Source organism: Peptoniphilus genitalis (assembly GCF_023614525.1).
GTDB lineage: Bacteria > Bacillota > Clostridia > Tissierellales > Peptoniphilaceae > Peptoniphilus_A > Peptoniphilus_A genitalis.
The window spans coordinates 511,956-528,731 of sequence record NZ_CP097885.1; the positions used below are offsets into that span (position 1 = coordinate 511,956).

Sequence of the window (16,776 nt, forward strand, 5' to 3'; positions counted from 1 at the left end):
TTTCCTCCCTAAGAATTTATAATTTCTTCAATTGCTCTGCCTTCTACATTACCGCCTGTGATAATGAGAACAAGCTTGTCATTGTCATCATATTTTATTTTGCCTTCAAGAATTGCACCAAGGCCTATGGCAGAAGATGGCTCAACAATTAATTTCTCTTTATTATACAATAAATCTAAAGCTTTTTTAATATTTTTATCTTGGCAAGTTACAACATCGTCAACAAGATCTCTTACAAGAGGAAATACATGATCTCCTGGCTTAACAGAAAGAAGTCCGTCAGCAAGAGTTGCTCCCCTCTTAACTTGACTTGGCTCACCTTCTTTGAGTGATAAAGTATACCTTGCAACATTTTCTGGTTCAACTCCAATTACCTCGGATCCTTTTGAAACTCCCTTAGTATACATGGCAATGCCAGAGATTAGTCCGCCACCACCAATGGGAACAATCATCTTCAAGTTGTCCATCTTGTTTAAGACTTCAACTGCAATAGTCCCTTGTCCTTCAGAGACATCTAAGTCGTCATAAGGATGGATGAAGGTCATGCCTTCCTTCTCAGAAATTTCCTTTGCAACTTCAAATCTTGTTTCAACGCTTGTGATTACAATTTCTGCACCAAGGTCTCTTATCATTTGTCTCTTGGCTTCAGTAGAAGTATCTGACAAGACAATCTTTGCTGGTATGCCTAACATTTTTGCACAAGTTGCAATCCCCTTGCCGTGATTTCCACTAGAAGCTGTGACAACACCCTTTTTTAATTCTTCATCAGAAAGCTTTCTAATTTTATTTAAGGCACCTCTAATCTTGAAGGAATTTGTCTTTTGCATATTTTCCAGTTTTGCATAGACAGATGTGCCAAGCATTTCAGAAATATAATTAAGTCTTATTAGGGGAGTTTCATAAATAAAATCCCCTATTCTTTCTCTAGCCTTTATGGTTTCCTTGTATCCGTTTTTATAATCCATTTTGACTCCTTTATAAAATAAAAAATATAGTCTAGCCTTTTTTGATATTATAATATGCTAAAGTGAATTTGTAAAATGATATTGCCTCTTAAGATAAATAAAAGAATTTATTGAAGAAAAAATTTTTGAACATCAAATCAAAATAAAAAAGGCCTCCGTAGAGACCTAAAAAATATTTTTATTAACTTACATTCTTGGTCTTGCTCCATCAGGTAGTGGTGAGATGAATTTTTCTCCACGCACCTTTATAAATTCTTCGTGAGCCTTCTTAGCAAGTTCAGGATTTTCTATAAAGCTTCTTGCAGCTCTTGACATAACATTAGATGCCTTTAGCATTCCCTTCATCGCCATGGAAGACTTACCTTGAGCAACTTCTTGCCAAGAGTGAGCTGTTGTTCCAATTGCAAAGCAAGCTGTAATAATTTGTGCGGTTGGCACAACATTAGAGCAGTCACCAACATCAGATGACCCCATTCCCAACTCATCGGAATGCTTGTAGTCCAAAATCTTATCATAAAGGATGTGATCCTTTAGGTAGGCTAACTCATCAACTTTATCTACTGCATAGACAAGAGTCTGTTCACTTTCAATATTTTCTTCTGGGAAGGTAGCCATAAAATCCTCTGCATATTTTAATTCTTCTTCTGTAAATTCAATTGGTCCCTCTTCCAAGAAGGCCTTGTAGAGCTCTTCTTCAATTACAGGATTTGGAATTACATTAGAACAAGCCTTATCAAAAATTATTTCTGGTTCAGTTTCAGTCATTAGTCCTGCACCCTCAACAATTTTTTCAAATCTCTTGTAAAGTCTATTGACGTGTTCTGTATCCTTTGACCTAAGTAGATAAAGTCCTTCTGCATAAGGTTGAACAACGTTAGGTGATGCTGATCCTGGGTCTATGATTGAGTAGTGAATCCTTTCAAAATCTTGCATGTGTTCTCTTAAAAATTGAACTCCAATATTAACAAGCTCAAGTCCATCAAGGGCAGATCTTCCTAGGTGAGGAGATGCTGCAGCATGAGCTCCCTTACCCCTAAACCTAACATAAACTTGCTTGTTAGCTTGTAGGGATCCTGTGAAAATTGCATTTCCATTGAAAGGGTGCCATGCTATGACAATATCAGCTACATCGAAGCAGCCTGCCTTTGCCATAAAGGCTTTACCACTTCCACCTTCTTCTGCTGGACAGCCAAAGTAAACTACCTTGCCCTCCAAGTTGTTTTCATCCATGTAGTCCTTTAGCTTCAAAGCTGCACCTATTGATGCGGTTCCTAATAGGTGGTGACCACAACCATGACCACAAGCTCCATCAACTTTTTCCTTTCTTTCAGCCAAGTCTTCAACTTGTGAAAGTCCAGATAAGGCATCAAACTCGCCTAAAAATCCAACAGTAACTCCACTGCCTCTTTCATACTCTGCAGAAAAAGCTGTTGGCAAGTCAGCCAAGTTGTCATTTATTTTAAAACCATATTTTTTTAAAATTTCTTTTTGAGCTTCAATGGACCTAAATTCTTTCCACTTAATTTCAGCATATTCCCAAATGTTTTTCGCAAGCTCTGTAAGCTCTTTATCGTATCTATCCATTTCTTTCTCCTTAAAATTTTATCTATGAATTCATTAATATTTCTTCTATATGAATTTATAAACTCTTAAACTTTTTAAACAAACTAAACTTGTAAAATTTAATAGAAGTTTAAGTCTAACTCCTTAGAAATTTTTTCTAGCATCTTTACTCCTGCAACAGAATTTCCAAAGGAATCTAGGCCTGGGCAAAATGTACAAATTCCAAATCCCTTGTTAGTTGTTGCCATGATGCCTCCACCTACTCCACTCTTAGCAGGAAGTCCAATGTCTATTGCAAAGTCACCAGAGTAGTTATAAGTTCCGCAAATTGCCATTAGTGTTCTAAGGATTCTTGCGTTCTCCTTCTTAATTATTTGATCTCCTTCTAAATTTTTTCCATCTTTAGAAATCATAGAAGCAAAAACTGCAAGGTCTCTAGTGTTAACCATAATACTGCAAGCAAGATTGTATAAATTTATAACATCCTCTACAGAAGTATACCTATCAATTGTTCCATGTTTTTTTAGAATCCAAGCAAGAGCTAAGTTGTTTTCTCCACCAGTTCTTGCTGTATCAAGTAGGGTTTGACTGTAGTCTAAGCTGTCATCATCCATTACCAGTCTCGCTCTATTCATTAAGATTTCAACGGACTTTTCCTTAAACTTTTTATAAATTAAGTAAGCCGATGTAATTGCTCCTGAATTTATAAAAGGATTAACTGGTTTCCCAGCTTCTGCTTCCAAATCAAGTATGGAGTTGTAAGCTTTAGATGAGCCTTCCATCCTCATGTATTCCTTGATTTCAGAAAGTTCATAATTTTCTAGAACTATTTCAAAGAGCAGTACCTTTACAATTGACATAATTGCAAATTCTTCACGAGACTTTCCTGCTTCATAAACCTTTCCATCCTTGTCGATTATGCAGGCACCAAGGTTATTTTTGTCTGCGTCTTTTAAAATTTCTATATAGTCTACAAGTTTTCCTTGGCTTGTAAAATTTTTTCCATATTCAATAACTGAATCTAAAAATTTGTCCATATTCATAATTAATCCTTCTTTTCTAACTTAACTATGCCTGACTTGTAGTAAAGGTAAGCAATTAATAAAGTTACTCCAAGCATAATAAGCATAGCGTAGCCTTCTTTACCTGCAATTGGCATTACTAGGAAGTTAAAGGCATAAACTATAAGGATAGATGTTATAGCTATAAGAGGCTTTCTTGGTGCCTTGTATTTTGAACCAGCACCCTTTGATATAAAGGCAGAAATCCCCATTGAGCCGTATAGAGCTGGAAGGATATAGTTAGTTGCAATAGCAACACTTTCTGTTTGAAGGATTGGTTTAAGTGGTGCTAAAAGAATTACACCAAGAACTACTGTTATCATAGAAACCATTCCTGAAACTGTGACTGCTATCATTCCCATAACGTCAGCTTCTTCTGTGCCAGGAGTTGCATCAACTGTAGCAATTGCTGATAAGTAGCAAGGGAATTTGATATTCATAACATTACCAAGAATTGAATTTAAATAACAAGTTGTACCACCAATTGGAATCATAGAAAGTTGTTCTGCCAAAGCTGTTGGTACAAAAAGTGCCATCAAGGGACCTGCTACAGATGCTATAAGAGACCACTGTGGCCACATTCCATAAATTGTACACATTACTGCAGGAATACCCAACATAAGACCCATTGCTATTAGGGTTGCAATGATTCCATATCTATAAGTATTTTTCATATAATTTGACATCATAATAATTAACCTCCTATTCCCATATTAGTAAAAATAACTGATGCTGCCATTGCTCCAACAAGGGCAAAGGACATTGTAAAGTCGTTTAACCAAGTGACCTTGTATTTTGTAGCAATCTTTGAACAAATTACTGTAATAAGCATACTAACTATAATTGTAAGTAAATGAATATTTGACTTAACTGATTGAACTGGTACAAACACTGACATCATACCAACTACAAGAACTGATAAGGCAAGGTCAACAAAAGGAGTATCTTTTTCTCCAGCCTTAAGTACACCTGTATGAACTCTTTTTAGTGCAACAATGTTAAAGATCATACCTGCCATAATAGCAATACTCATTACAAACATAATTGCTCCAATAACTTCTGGAGTTCCATGAGATAAGAAATCCTCAAAGCCTTCAAAGCCTGCTCCCTTAACTGATAAGTCAGCTGCCATAAGTTCGTAAGGAAGTGATCCTACTACTGAAAGTCTAAACCATGGCCAAGGCACTCCAAGGATTGGTGCTAATGTAATAAGACCAATAATGATAGAAACTGATGGAACAATTGAGAATATTATTGAAGTTCTTATTACTGATTTTATTTTGTCTTTACCAATATTAAGCTCTCCTGCTCTTTTTATTGCCCTCTTGCAAAAAAAGATACACATTCCAAAAATAATTGCAAGTGATATACCCACTAATAAGTATAGGGGTTTTGAATTTAGAATACTTAATAAATCCATAAACTCATCTCCTTTAAAAAATTTTTATTAAATCAGTAAGTCTCCATATATGTAAGAAGTTTATACTGAATTAATATACTCTTATTATATCCAACTTCGTGCTTAAAGTTAAACTATATTTTAGTAAAATAATTTATTGCACCAATAAGGTGTAATTGTAAAAACTTTGTTTAATTAAATCATATAAATTTAGATTTTTTTTAAAGTTTGTCACCCAAAAATTATTTTTAAGATTTTAAACAACAAAAAAGAACTCCCTACTCAGGAGTCCTGAAATTAAAATTTATAATCTTTAAACTAATTTTTTTATAAAGTCATTTACATTTTTATTTTTTTCTTCCAAATATCTTTCAAGATCTGAGATAATTTCTGCTCCTCCATTTGGATTCATAAAGTTATAAGTTCCAACTTCTACTGCAGTTGCTCCTGCCATTAAGAATTCAAGGACGTCTCTGTAGTTTGAAATTCCTCCCATGCCAATTATTGGAATATCTACATTTTTTGCAACTTGATGAAGAATCCTTAAGGCAATTGGCTTTACTGCTGGACCTGATAGACCTGCGTAAGTGTTGTCAAAGGGAATTTCTTCTCTATCTAAATCAATTGCCATGCCAAGAATTGTATTTATAAGAGAAAGACCTGTTGCACCTTCAGCTTCCACTGCCTTGGCTATGCCAACAATATCGCCAGCATTAGGAGAAAGTTTTACAAAAACTTTTTTGTTTGTAACCTTCATAACTTCTCTAACAACTTTTGCGGCAGAGTCCTTGTCCATGCCAAAGGCCATGCCACCTTCCTTGACGTTGGGGCAAGAAATATTTAATTCAATGGCTGCAAAGTCATAGTCATTTAAAATTTCTGCTGACTCAATATATTCTTCAATGGTATTCCCACCAAGGTTGACGAAGACTTCTGTCCCAAGTTTATTCATGTCATGGATTTTTGACTTAACAAATTCTTCAACTCCTGGGTTTTCAAGTCCTATTGAGTTTAAAATTCCTGAAGGAGTTTCCCAAATTCTTATGCCATCATTTCCCTTCTTGGGATGCCTTGTGATTCCCTTAGAAGAAATTCCCCCTAAAATTTTTGGATCGTAAAAGTCTTTAAACTCTTCTCCAAATCCATAGGTACCACTTGCCATTATTATTGGATTTTTTAATTTTATTCCTGCTAAATCTATTTCAGTCCTAGAAGTCAATTAAATCACTCCCCTTAAATATTGGTCCTTCCTTGCATGATCTTCTTCTGCCCTTTTTTGTTTCACAAGAACATGATAGGCAGGCACCCACTCCACATCCCATTCTCTTTTCAAGAGACACATAGGTCCTTATGTCATGAGCTTTTGCAAGTTCGACAACTTTTTTCATCATAATTTCTGGCCCACATGTGTAAATCAAATCGTGGTTTTCAAAATCAATTATATCTGTTATGAAGCCGCCTTTTTTTATCTTTATGTCGCAACTAATATCCTTAAAGGCATTTTCAAGTTCCAGCTCTTCTCTTTCTCCAATGTAAAGAGTAATTTTTGAATTTGGTTTAAGTTTTTGAATTTCCTTAATTAGATAGTGGAAGGGAGCGACTCCAACTCCACCACCAACTAGGGCAACTTCATCTACGTTGGCGTAGAAGGCATTGCCAAAGGGACCAAACAATTTTATCTCGTCGCCTGCTTGCAATTTTTCAAGTATCCTTGTCCCCTCTCCTCTCTTTTCGATGAGAAAGTCAACTCCCTCTGTGACATCATAAACTGAAATCGGTCTTGAAAGAGTTGGGTAAGAATCCCAGGCCCTTAGCATAAAAAATTGTCCTGGATAAACTTTTACATCTAGGTCTGTCCTCAGTATGAAGTAGTCCTTGCACACGTTAATATTTTCTATTATCTTTGCCATATCATTCTCCATATGTGGTTACTGTATCACAATATTCGCACTTGTATTCCTTCTTGTCTCTGTTGTATAGGAAGAACTTGTGGCCTGGTATTTCTCTTTCAGAGTTTGTGATACATCTTGGATTCTTGCAAGTTAAGACATCCTCAACAACCTCTGGCAATTCCATGCGAATTTTTTTCACCCTTTCCCCATCTTCAATAAAGTTTACTGTTGTGTGAGGAGCAATTAGTCCTAGAACTGTGAAGTCCAAGTTGTAATCTGTTTCTATTTTTATTAGGTCCTTCTTGCCCATGGAAGTTGAGAAAATATTTTGCATAAGTACAACTGCATCAGTAACCTTGTCAAGTTCAAGAGCCTTATAAAGAACGTGCGCCCTGCCTGCTTCTATGTGGTCAAGTACAATTCCCTTTTTTATTTTTGAAACATTTATCATTTTGTAGCCTCCAAAAGTTTCATGATAAGCGCCATCCTACCATACATTCCAAATTTTGTTTGCTCAAAGTAAACTGCGCGAGGGTCCTTATCCACTTCAGGAGCAATTTCATTTACCCTTGGTAGAGGATGAAGGATAATCATGTCTTCTTTCGCATTTTTTAATTTTTCTTCAGTTAAGATGTAGTAGTCCTTTAATCTTTCATACTCGTCTGAAGAAACAAATCTTTCCTTTTGAACCCTTGACATGTAGAGGACGTCTAAGTCATCAATCACGCTTACAAGGTCCCTAGTCTCAGTGTAGTTTTCTTCGTCTATAAAGTTCTTAAAAGGATCTGGCATCTTGAGTTCCTCTGGCGAAATAAAAATAAATTTCACATTTTTATATCGATTAAGGGCTCTGACAAGAGAGTGAATTGTCCTTCCAAATTTTAAGTCACCACAAAGTCCCACAGTCAAATTGTCAAAGGACTTTTTGTAATGCCTAATTGTTATTAAGTCTGCAAGAGTTTGAGTTGGGTGGAAGTGTCCCCCATCTCCTGCGTTAATAATTGGCATGGTCTTCACAGCTTTTGATGCCATAAGGGCTGCCCCTTCCTTTGGGTGTCGCATAGCACAAATGTCCGCATAATTTTCTATAACCCTAATTGTGTCAAGTAGGGTCTCTCCCTTTGTCGATGAGCTTACACCTGCGTCAGAAAAACCAATTACTTGTCCTCCCAGTCTTAGCATGGCAGTCTCAAAGGATAGTCTCGTCCTAGTGGAAGGCTCAAAAAAAAGACTAGCCAATAACTTATTGTCGCAAACGTGAGAATAATCACCTGGATTTGCGATAATGTTATCAACTAGTCTAAAAATTTCTTCGTATTCTTCAGTTGTAAAATCTAGTGGCTCAATTAAATGTTTCATCCTAACCTCCATCTAATATTTTATCTTTTCCATATTACTTCAAATTTTTATAATTGTAAAGTATAATAGAAAAAATATGTTATACTTTAATAAATTAAAATTTAAGGAGCAATTATGATTTATTTAATACTAGGACACTCTGGCTCAGGCAAGTCTACTATAAGAAATGCCTTGACTTCACACGGAATCGAAAAAATTATTACTTACACTACAAGAAAACCAAGAATCTCTGAAGTTGATGGGATGGATTATAACTTCATTGACTCAGAGCTTTTTAAGAAGATGGACAAGGACAATTTATTTATTGGGACAACTTGCTACGTAGGCAACTACTACTCAACTTTAAAGGAAGACCTTGAAAAGAATAACAACAAGGACAAGGACTGTGTAATTGTTGTCGACAAGGAAGGCGTCATATCTATAAAAAAAGAATTTGAAAATGCCAAATCAATTTATCTAAAGTGCTCAAGGGATACTTTGAGGGACAGGATGATAAAGAGGCACGACAATGAAAATGATATAGAAAAGAGGCTTGATGTCTTAGAAGACCTTGACCCCTACGCTGACTACATCATTGATGCCGACAGGGACATAGACTCTGTCTTTGAAGATGTCATTAGCCTAATGAAAAATATCAAGGAAGGAAAATGATTTACTTTTTCTTGACAATTTAATTTCTAGTGTTATTATAAATTTATAAGTTAATAAAACTCTTCAGGGCGAGGTGCAATTCCTCACCGGCGGTAAAAGTCCGCGAGCGAAAGCTGAATTGGTGCAATTCCAATACCGACAGTATAGTCTGGATGAAAGAAGATAATTTTTTGAATTTTTTGAGCCCTGCATGGGCTCTTTTTTTATAGGTGATTTAATGTATTTAGAAGATTTTAACGATATCTTTTACATGGAACGTGCCCTTGAAATTGCAAGAGAGGGAACTGGCAAGACAAAGACCAACCCCCTTGTTGGCTGCGTAATTGTAAAAGATGACAAGATAATTGGCCAAGGCGCCCACCTAAAGTTTGGCGAAAACCATGCAGAAGTAAATGCCATCCTAGATGCCAAATCTCGTGGCGAAGACATAAGAGGTGCAACCCTTTATGTAAACCTTGAGCCCTGCTCCCACTATGGGAAGACTCCTCCCTGCGCTGAGAGAATTGTAAAGGAAGGAATAAGAAGAGTTGTCATTGGAACAGCCGACCCCTTTGAAAAAGTTTCTGGCAGGGGAATAAAAATTTTGGAAGATGCAGGCATCTCTGTTACAGAAGGCCTTTGCGAAGAAGAATGTTTAAACCTAAATGAAAGATTCTTCACTTACTTAAAAAATAAGAGACCCTTTGTGGTCCTAAAGGCTGGCATGTCCCTTGATGGAAAAATTGCAACAGAGACTGGCGAGTCCCAGTGGATCACATCAGAATTTTCACGATCCCACGGTCATGAACTTAGGGGTCAACTTGATGCAATAATGGTTGGGATTGGAACAGTCCTTGCAGATAATCCTAGTCTTAACACCCGTCATGGCAAATATAAAAATAATCCCATAAGGATTATCACAGATTCAAGTTTGAGGATTCCCCTTGATGCAAAGGTCCTAAGAGATGACTTAGATTCAATCGCAATAATAGCAACAACAGAATCCTGCGACAAGGATAAGTTAGAAAAATTAAAGTCTATGAAAAATGTTGAAGTCATAATTTGTAAGGACAAAGACAAGAAGGTTGACCTCAAAGACCTTATGGAAAAATTAAAGGACTACGACATCTCTTCTATCCTACTTGAAGGTGGAAGAACATTGAATGCAGAAATGCTAAAAAATAACTTAGTTGATAAATTTTACTTCTTCATAGCCCCAATCCTCCTTGGGTCCAAGGGAATACCTGCCATAGGTGATCTTGAAATAGACCAGCTTAAGGATGCAATTAGGATTAAGGACATGAAGTGCGAAAAATTATTTGATGACATACTAGTCACTGGAAGGTGTGATTAAAATTTTCACAGGAATTATAGAAGAAATTGGCAGCCTATCTGATATTAAAAAAGAAAGCGACCTTTTCAGCTTGAGAGTTTCCTGCAAAAAAGTTTTGGAGGGAACAAAGAAAGGCGATTCTATTGCAACAAATGGCGTTTGCCTCACAGTCACAGACTTAGGCGAGGACTTTTACAAGGCTGATGTAATGGTAGAGACAATAAAGTCCACAACTTTTAAAAATTTAAAAAGAGGAGAAAAGCTAAATCTTGAAAGAGCCCTGAGTCCTTCAAAGAGACTTGACGGCCACATAGTCCAAGGCCATGTTGACGGACTTGGCGAAATAATTTCTATCCTCAACCATGGAAATGAAATTGTCTACAGGATAAAGTTTGACTCTGATAATTTTAAATATATTGCCCCCAAGGGGTCCATTTCCCTTGACGGAATAAGTCTTACTGTCTCAAGGGTTGGAGAAAAATATTTTGAAGTTTCAATTATTCCAACAACTATTAGGGACACCAATCTTATAAATAAAAAAGTTGGAGACATGATTAATATTGAGACCGACATCATTGGTCGCTATGTCTACAATTTTGTAAATGCAAAAAGTGAAAGCAAAATTACTGAATCATTTTTATTAGAAAATGGTTTTTAAATTGAGAGGAGATAAAATGAAAGTTAATTCTATTGAAGAAGTTGTTGAAGCTCTTAAAAAGGGCGAAATCATTATAGTAACTGACGAGCCAGACAGAGAAAACGAAGGTGACATGATTCAGGCAGCAGAGTTTGCCACTGGCGAAAGTCTAAATACCATGGCTTCCCTTGCCAAGGGCCTAATCTGTATGCCAATGTCTAGGGAATACGCAGAAAAGTTAAAATTAAATCAAATGGTGGCAGACAATACTGATAACCACGAAACTGCCTTTACAGTTTCCGTTGACCACGTAGATACAACTACAGGAATCTCAGCTTGGGAGAGAGCCCTAACTGCCAACAAACTTGCAGAAGATGATGCAAAGCCAGAAGACTTTAGAAGACCTGGTCACATGTTCCCCCTTGTTGCAAAAAAAGATGGAATTTTTGTGAGACGTGGCCACACTGAAGCAACTGTTGACCTTTTGAAGATTGCTGGACTCAAAGAAGTTGGCCTCTGCTGTGAAATCATGCAAGATGATGGTCACATGATGCGTGGCGAAGACCTCTTTAAACTTGCCCAAGAGCTTAACATGAAGATAACAACAACTGAAGAGCTCCTTCTTTATAGGAAGAGACACGAAAAAATCGTAGAAAAAGTTGCTGAGGCAAAACTTCCAACAAGGTTTGGAGACTTTAGGGCCCACGCCTACATCGACAAGGTAACTGGCGAACACCACATTGCCCTTGTCAAGGGAGAAATTGGTGACGGCATGGACGTCCTAACAAGAGTCCACTCTGAATGTCTAACTGGCGATTGCTTCGGATCTTCAAGATGCGACTGTGGCAACCAACTCCACCTTGCCATGAACCAAATTGACAAGGAAGGCAGAGGCATCCTCCTCTACATGCGTCAGGAAGGTCGTGGAATTGGGCTTGTAAATAAGATCAGAGCCTATGCCCTTCAAGACCAAGGCATGGATACAGTTGAGGCAAACTTGGCTCTAGGTTTCCCAGAAGATGCAAGAGATTATGCAACTGGTGCTCAAATTCTTCAGGACCTTGGTGTTAAAGAGTTAAGGCTTCTTACAAACAATCCAGACAAGGTCTATTCACTTCAAGAGTTTGGCATGATTATAAAGGAAAGAGTTCCAATAGAAGTTCACTCAACAAAACACGACGAGTTCTATTTGAGGACTAAGGCAGAAAAGATGAACCACATCTTATCAGAATTTAATACAAACAAATAATTAGTAAATTAAAAATAAAATTTAAAATAAAATTGGAGGAATTATGAAAGTTTACAGTGCAAATTTACAATCACAAGGAAAGAAATACGCAATAGTTTTAGCAAGATTTAACGAATTTATAGTTTCAAAGTTATTGGATGGCTGTCTCGATGGACTAAAGAGGCATGGAGTTAAGGAGGAAGAAATCGAAGTGATTTGGGTACCAGGATCCTTTGAAATTCCACTAGCTTCAAAGGCCCTTGCTCAAAGCAAAAAATACGACGCAGTTATTGCCCTAGGCGCAGTTATAAGAGGAGCAACTACCCACTACGAACTTGTATCAGCTGAAGTTGCCAAGGGAATCGCATCATCTTCACTTGATACTGGAGTGCCAATTATCTTTGGAGTTATAACAACAGAAAATATAGAACAAGCTATTGAAAGAGCAGGTACAAAGGCTGGCAACAAGGGCTTCGATGCTGCAACAGCTGCTATTGAAATGGCAAACCTTCTTGGTGAGATTCGTGGATAAGAATTCTATAAGGGAAGATTTGAAAAATGTCAAAAGCATAATTTTTGACTTTGACGGAACCCTCCACAACACCATAAAAATTTACTATCCTGCCTTTTCGGAAGGAGTAAAAATTTTAAAGGACCATGGATATGCAAAGGACTTTGAACTTTCTGAAGAAAATGTAAAAAGATTTTTGGGAGAGAAGCCAAACTTTGCCTATGATCTTTTAGCAAAAGATGCTGATGAAGACTTTAAATTAAAAGTCATGACCCATGTTGGTCAAAAGATGGACGAAAATATAAAAAATAGGGTTGGCAAGCTCTATGACGGAACAGAGGAAGTCTTGGAAAAACTTTCAAAGACCTACGACCTCTACATCCTCTCCAATTGTCGTGAGTCCTACCTGGACCAAGCCCTTGATATCTATGGAATAAAAAAATATTTCAAAAGATATTACGCAGCAGAAATTTTTAACTTCATCCCAAAGGACGAAATCATAAGACAGGAGATAAAAAATCTTAGAGAAGAAATTATCTTTGTTGGCGACAGACACCACGACATGGACGCAGCCCACAAAAATAATATTAAGAGCATTTTTTGCACCTATGGCTTTGGCCCAGCAGATGAAGGCAAGGATGCAACTTATAAAATTGATTCCATTAAAGAAATTTTAGAAATCCTATAATTCATTAAAAATGAAATCGTGAAAACTTATTTTATAGCAAGAAAAAATTTTAAAACAAATTCCGAAAAAATAAGATGATAAAGTAAAACACAATTAAAAATATTATTAACCTAACAAAAAGGAGGACTGCGACGTCCTCCTTTTTAATCCGTTAAATAAAGCTTCTGATAAACAAACCAAAATATATTTTTTATCTACATACAACATACATTTTATAATCGTTTTAAGATTTATTAATACATTAGAACCTTTTTTTCAATTTAATTCCCTAATTTAATAAATATATTAAACTTTTAATTTGATTTTAATAAGATAAATTGAAGAAAGTATCAATATAATAGAAAAAATTAGACTTCTCGAATGTATATCATTGAATTCTTGAATTAATACTAAACTAAAAGTATAAACAGCACCAGCTATAATAAAGAAAACTTCATTATTTGAAAACTTAATATTATCTTTAAACATAGCTTTAAATATTTTTACAAAACCAACAACTATAAATACATAATATACAATATCCATTACAGCCATCAATGCTTTATTTCCAGAATATAAGTATAATTTAGTTCCCAAATAACTGAATAGTAAAGCAATTAAAGAAATTAAAAGTATATTCTTTATATCTAATTCTTTCTTCATATTAATCCTCCTATAATATAAAATTATTTTAATTGTATCATACAACAAATTATTTTTAAGTCAATGAATATAAAATATTTTATGATATCGTTATCATCTTATTATACCAAATCGAGTAGGAGGTAGATGATTAATTCATCTACCTCCTCTCACACCACCGTACGTACGATTCCGTATACAGCGGTTCTACAGCTTAATATGAAGTTTATTGTAATAGCTGACTAGATATATATAGCCCCTTTCAACTATTCTTTTATTATTTAAAAGACTCTGCCTTTTCTCTTGAAGCTTTCCAAAGCTCGTTAGCTTTCTTATTCCAATTCATTGCATAAGGCGTAGTCTTTTCTTGTAATTCTTCAGGGCTTTCTGGCTCAATCATGTCAGTATTTTTTGCACCAGAATCATTAACTATCTTAGTAAGCCTTCCAGGGTTTTCAAGCATAGGGCATGGCTTTAATAAGTTTTTATTAAAAGGTTGATTGTCGTGGAAGCCCATAAATAGAGGACTCATTAGACATTCTTTAATAGTTTTTTCCCTGATGTTTGAGTCAGAATAGTGGATGAAAACGCAAGGCTCCATGTCACCTAAAGAGTTAATGTGGAAGTAGTTTTTACCACCAGCTATACAACCATTGATGAATTCCCCATCATTTTGAAAATCAATTGTAAAAATATTTTGAGGATATTCAGCTGATCTTATTTCCCTAACCTTGTGGTAAACATATTCTCTTTGGTCTGGGTCAAGAAGAAGACTTGTGTCTGCTACCTTTCCAACAGGCATGTAGTGGAAGTACCAAGCAAGTCTACATCCATGATCTACAAGCATTTTTATAAATTCGTCGTCTGTCACATACTCGTAGTTCTTACTTGTGTAACAAATAGAAGCTCCGTAAAGAAGTTTGTTTTCCTTCATTAGGTCCATGGCCTTCATGACTTTTTTGAAGACTCCGTCTCCTCTTCTAAAGTCTGTTGACTCTTCAGTTCCTTCAATACTTAGGGCAAAGGAAATATTTCCAGCTTCCTTAACTTCCTTACAAAAATCTTCATCAATTAAAGTTCCATTTGTAAAAACGTGGAAGGCAGAATCATTAAACTCTTTTGCAAGCTTAATTACATCATCTTTTCTCACAAGTGGTTCTCCACCAGTTAAGATAAAGAAATAAGTTCCCAGTTCGTTTCCTTGTCTTACAATGCTTGCCATTTCTTCATAAGTTAAGTTGTTTTTGTGACCATATTCAGCAGCCCAGCAGCCAGTACATTTTAAGTTGCAGGCAGAAGTTGGGTCAAATAAAATTGTCCAAGGAATGTTACAATTGTATTCTTTTTGAAGTTTGTTCCTCAAAGAATTTCCCTTGTAAGCTGCATTGTAGCCAATATTTTTAACAGAAGTCTTTACAATATTTTCGTCTATTCCATTTACAATATCGCTACCAAAGGAAACCCACTTTGAATTTTCATCCTTTAATTCATTTCTGACTTTCTCAAGTCCAGCTTTTGCAGAGTTTTCATCTTTTGATGATGGCATCATAAATTGGTCAAAGACATTTACAACTTCTAGCATTCCCTTTTGAGTATCCTTCTTTACCCTCTTGTAGGCAAGGTTAAGAGCAGATGTAAATATTTTTTCATCCCTTTTGTCCTTTAAATTTTCTCTAAAAAATTTCTTTTCACTTGTATTTTCCTCAGGTGGAATCAATAAGCTTTCATTAGTTTTTTCTTTATAATCAACTTTCATAATTAACCTCCTAGGTGTTTTTAAGTAAAATATTTCTGAACAACGTTCAACTTATCTATATTTTACTACAAAATCATATAAATTTAAAGATGTTAATATTAAATTATTAGAATTTATTCAAGTTTTTTATTCTTTTTCTTATTAACTCAATTCAATTCCTTTTTGGAATAAAAATAATTATTTTCATAAAGAAATTATATCTAAGAACTTTTTTATTATTATTCATTCCTATTTGTTTAAAAATTTGAATAAAAAAAGAAGGCCTAAGCCTTCTTTAAAGTTTAAAAAATTAATATTTATAGAATCCTTCGCCAGTTTTTCTTCCAAGTAGTCCAGCCCTAACCATCTTCTTAAGAAGTGTGTGAGGTCTGTATTTTGGATCGCCGAATTCATTGTAAAGAACTTCCATAATTGCAAGTACAACGTCAAGTCCTACAAGGTCTCCTAGTGCAAGAGGTCCCATTGGGTGGTTTGCACCAAGTTGCATTGCTGTGTCAATGTCTTCAACAGATGCAATGCCTTCTGCGTAAATACCAATTGCTTCGTTGATCATTGGAATTAAAATTCTATTTACAACGAAACCAGGAGCTTCGTCAACTTCTACTGGTGTCTTGCCAATTTCTTTAGAAAGTTCAATAATCATATCCTTAACTTTAGGATCAGTTTTCTTTCCAGAGATTACTTCAACAAGTTTCATTGCTGGAACTGGGTTGAAGAAGTGCATTCCAATTACTTTTTCAGGTCTTTTTGTAGCTGCGCCAATGTCAGTTATTGAAAGAGATGAAGTATTTGATGCGAGAACAGTTTTTGCTTCGCATTTTTCACATAATTCTGTAAAGATAGCTTTTTTAATTTTTGGATTTTCTGTAGCTGCTTCGATGATAAGGTCACAGTCAACTACATCTTCAATATCGCTTGAATATTTAAGATTTGCTAGAGCCTTATCCATTTCTTCTTTTGTCATTCTTTCTTTAGAAACATTTTTTTCGTAACCCTTTACGATTTTATTTTCAGCATTCTTTAATGCTTCTGGTGCAATGTCTCTAACTATTACTTCATGATGAGTTGCAAGTACTTGAGCAATTCCTGCTCCCATAGTACCTGATCCAATTACTGCTATTTTCATTGTTATC

The 16,776-nt window shown here is 35.6% G+C and carries 18 protein-coding genes and 1 riboswitch; of the genes, 6 read left to right on the top strand and 12 right to left on the bottom strand.

Translation table 11 applies throughout. The features are described 5' to 3' along the window. Window positions 1-8 precede the first annotated feature (8 nt). The 9 genes from M9426_RS02440 to pyrB form a co-directional block, all read right to left on the bottom strand. A complete protein-coding gene (locus tag M9426_RS02440) occupies window positions 9-965 on the bottom strand; it encodes a threonine ammonia-lyase (protein ID WP_250342343.1) in 957 nt (318 codons plus the stop codon). A 186-nt stretch (window positions 966-1,151) separates the two neighbouring features. Then, window positions 1,152-2,549, bottom strand: a complete 1,398-nt coding sequence (locus M9426_RS02445) for an amidohydrolase (protein ID WP_148465687.1) — start codon at window positions 2,547-2,549, stop codon at window positions 1,152-1,154. 98 nt (window positions 2,550-2,647) lie between these two features. Next, window positions 2,648-3,571 (bottom strand): glutaminase A, encoded by a 924-nt coding sequence (glsA, locus tag M9426_RS02450; protein WP_148465685.1) that lies wholly within the window; start codon window positions 3,569-3,571, stop codon window positions 2,648-2,650. A 2-nt stretch (window positions 3,572-3,573) separates the two neighbouring features. Beyond that, window positions 3,574-4,278, bottom strand: a complete 705-nt coding sequence (locus M9426_RS02455; protein WP_250342344.1) for a hypothetical protein — start codon at window positions 4,276-4,278, stop codon at window positions 3,574-3,576. 5 nt (window positions 4,279-4,283) lie between these two features. After that, window positions 4,284-5,009: a DUF5058 family protein gene (locus M9426_RS02460; RefSeq protein WP_148465681.1), complete on the bottom strand. Its 726-nt coding sequence runs from the start codon at window positions 5,007-5,009 to the stop codon at window positions 4,284-4,286. 292 nt (window positions 5,010-5,301) lie between these two features. After that, on the bottom strand, window positions 5,302-6,207 hold the full coding sequence (locus M9426_RS02465; protein WP_250342345.1) for a dihydroorotate dehydrogenase: 906 nt from the start codon (window positions 6,205-6,207) through the stop codon (window positions 5,302-5,304). Beyond that, a complete protein-coding gene (locus M9426_RS02470) occupies window positions 6,197-6,898 on the bottom strand; it encodes a dihydroorotate dehydrogenase electron transfer subunit (RefSeq protein WP_250342346.1) in 702 nt (233 codons plus the stop codon). Before M9426_RS02470 ends, M9426_RS02465 begins: the two co-directional genes overlap by 11 nt. Before the next feature lies 1 nt (window position 6,899). Beyond that, window positions 6,900-7,331, bottom strand: a complete 432-nt coding sequence (locus M9426_RS02475) for an aspartate carbamoyltransferase regulatory subunit (RefSeq protein ID WP_005957912.1) — start codon at window positions 7,329-7,331, stop codon at window positions 6,900-6,902. Beyond that, window positions 7,328-8,239: an aspartate carbamoyltransferase gene (pyrB, locus tag M9426_RS02480; RefSeq protein WP_250342347.1), complete on the bottom strand. Its 912-nt coding sequence runs from the start codon at window positions 8,237-8,239 to the stop codon at window positions 7,328-7,330. The genes M9426_RS02475 and pyrB overlap by 4 nt, the downstream gene beginning before the upstream one ends. Before the next feature lie 114 nt (window positions 8,240-8,353). Between pyrB and M9426_RS02485 the strand changes: the two genes are divergently transcribed. The 6 genes from M9426_RS02485 (at window position 8,354) to M9426_RS02510 (ending at window position 13,266) form a co-directional block, all read left to right on the top strand. Further along, window positions 8,354-8,890, top strand: coding sequence for a guanylate kinase (locus M9426_RS02485; RefSeq protein WP_250342348.1), 537 nt, complete (start codon window positions 8,354-8,356; stop codon window positions 8,888-8,890). 55 nt (window positions 8,891-8,945) lie between these two features. Beyond that, window positions 8,946-9,058: riboswitch (FMN riboswitch) on the top strand. Between the two features lie 49 nt (window positions 9,059-9,107). Further along, window positions 9,108-10,223: a bifunctional diaminohydroxyphosphoribosylaminopyrimidine deaminase/5-amino-6-(5-phosphoribosylamino)uracil reductase RibD gene (ribD, locus tag M9426_RS02490; RefSeq protein ID WP_250342349.1), complete on the top strand. Its 1,116-nt coding sequence runs from the start codon at window positions 9,108-9,110 to the stop codon at window positions 10,221-10,223. Next, window positions 10,216-10,860 carry a riboflavin synthase gene (locus tag M9426_RS02495; protein WP_250342350.1) on the top strand — a complete coding sequence of 215 codons (645 nt, stop codon included), beginning with the start codon at window positions 10,216-10,218 and terminating at the stop codon, window positions 10,858-10,860. Before ribD ends, M9426_RS02495 begins: the two co-directional genes overlap by 8 nt. Window positions 10,861-10,876: 16 nt before the next feature. Further along, a complete protein-coding gene (locus M9426_RS02500; protein WP_250342351.1) occupies window positions 10,877-12,088 on the top strand; it encodes a bifunctional 3,4-dihydroxy-2-butanone-4-phosphate synthase/GTP cyclohydrolase II in 1,212 nt (403 codons plus the stop codon). A 43-nt stretch (window positions 12,089-12,131) separates the two neighbouring features. Continuing rightward, window positions 12,132-12,599 (top strand): 6,7-dimethyl-8-ribityllumazine synthase, encoded by a 468-nt coding sequence (gene ribH / locus M9426_RS02505; protein ID WP_005957919.1) that lies wholly within the window; start codon window positions 12,132-12,134, stop codon window positions 12,597-12,599. Further along, window positions 12,592-13,266, top strand: coding sequence for an HAD family hydrolase (locus tag M9426_RS02510; RefSeq protein ID WP_250342352.1), 675 nt, complete (start codon window positions 12,592-12,594; stop codon window positions 13,264-13,266). Before ribH ends, M9426_RS02510 begins: the two co-directional genes overlap by 8 nt. A gap of 285 nt (window positions 13,267-13,551) precedes the next feature. Here M9426_RS02510 and M9426_RS02515 read toward each other — a convergent pair whose 3' ends face one another. The 3 genes from M9426_RS02515 to M9426_RS02525 all read right to left on the bottom strand — a co-directional run bounded on the left by M9426_RS02515 (window position 13,552) and on the right by M9426_RS02525 (window position 16,769). Beyond that, a complete protein-coding gene (locus tag M9426_RS02515; RefSeq protein ID WP_148465664.1) occupies window positions 13,552-13,908 on the bottom strand; it encodes a hypothetical protein in 357 nt (118 codons plus the stop codon). A gap of 256 nt (window positions 13,909-14,164) precedes the next feature. Continuing rightward, on the bottom strand, window positions 14,165-15,643 hold the full coding sequence (locus M9426_RS02520; RefSeq protein ID WP_250342353.1) for a radical SAM/SPASM domain-containing protein: 1,479 nt from the start codon (window positions 15,641-15,643) through the stop codon (window positions 14,165-14,167). Between the two features lie 289 nt (window positions 15,644-15,932). Then, complete coding sequence (locus M9426_RS02525) at window positions 15,933-16,769, bottom strand: 3-hydroxyacyl-CoA dehydrogenase family protein (RefSeq protein WP_005957319.1); 837 nt, start codon at window positions 16,767-16,769, stop codon at window positions 15,933-15,935. Window positions 16,770-16,776: the final 7 nt, after the last annotated feature.

What these genes read in the sequence shown, in the direction of transcription:
- M9426_RS02445 (WP_148465687.1), bottom strand. Translation starts at nt 2,549, where the DNA reads ATGGATAGATACGATAAAGAGCTTACAGAGCTTGCGAAAAACATTTGG.
- M9426_RS02520 (WP_250342353.1), bottom strand. Translation starts at nt 15,643, where the DNA reads ATGAAAGTTGATTATAAAGAAAAAACTAATGAAAGCTTATTGATTCCA.
- M9426_RS02460 (WP_148465681.1), bottom strand. Translation starts at nt 5,009, where the DNA reads ATGGATTTATTAAGTATTCTAAATTCAAAACCCCTATACTTATTAGTG.
- M9426_RS02440 (WP_250342343.1), bottom strand. Translation starts at nt 965, where the DNA reads ATGGATTATAAAAACGGATACAAGGAAACCATAAAGGCTAGAGAAAGA.
- M9426_RS02500 (WP_250342351.1), top strand. Translation starts at nt 10,877, where the DNA reads ATGAAAGTTAATTCTATTGAAGAAGTTGTTGAAGCTCTTAAAAAGGGC.
- glsA (WP_148465685.1), bottom strand. Translation starts at nt 3,571, where the DNA reads ATGAATATGGACAAATTTTTAGATTCAGTTATTGAATATGGAAAAAAT.
- ribH (WP_005957919.1), top strand. Translation starts at nt 12,132, where the DNA reads ATGAAAGTTTACAGTGCAAATTTACAATCACAAGGAAAGAAATACGCA.
- M9426_RS02515 (WP_148465664.1), bottom strand. Translation starts at nt 13,908, where the DNA reads ATGAAGAAAGAATTAGATATAAAGAATATACTTTTAATTTCTTTAATT.
- ribD (WP_250342349.1), top strand. Translation starts at nt 9,108, where the DNA reads ATGTATTTAGAAGATTTTAACGATATCTTTTACATGGAACGTGCCCTT.
- M9426_RS02455 (WP_250342344.1), bottom strand. Translation starts at nt 4,278, where the DNA reads ATGATGTCAAATTATATGAAAAATACTTATAGATATGGAATCATTGCA.
- M9426_RS02470 (WP_250342346.1), bottom strand. Translation starts at nt 6,898, where the DNA reads ATGGCAAAGATAATAGAAAATATTAACGTGTGCAAGGACTACTTCATA.
- M9426_RS02475 (WP_005957912.1), bottom strand. Translation starts at nt 7,331, where the DNA reads ATGATAAATGTTTCAAAAATAAAAAAGGGAATTGTACTTGACCACATA.
- M9426_RS02485 (WP_250342348.1), top strand. Translation starts at nt 8,354, where the DNA reads ATGATTTATTTAATACTAGGACACTCTGGCTCAGGCAAGTCTACTATA.
- pyrB (WP_250342347.1), bottom strand. Translation starts at nt 8,239, where the DNA reads ATGAAACATTTAATTGAGCCACTAGATTTTACAACTGAAGAATACGAA.
- M9426_RS02525 (WP_005957319.1), bottom strand. Translation starts at nt 16,769, where the DNA reads ATGAAAATAGCAGTAATTGGATCAGGTACTATGGGAGCAGGAATTGCT.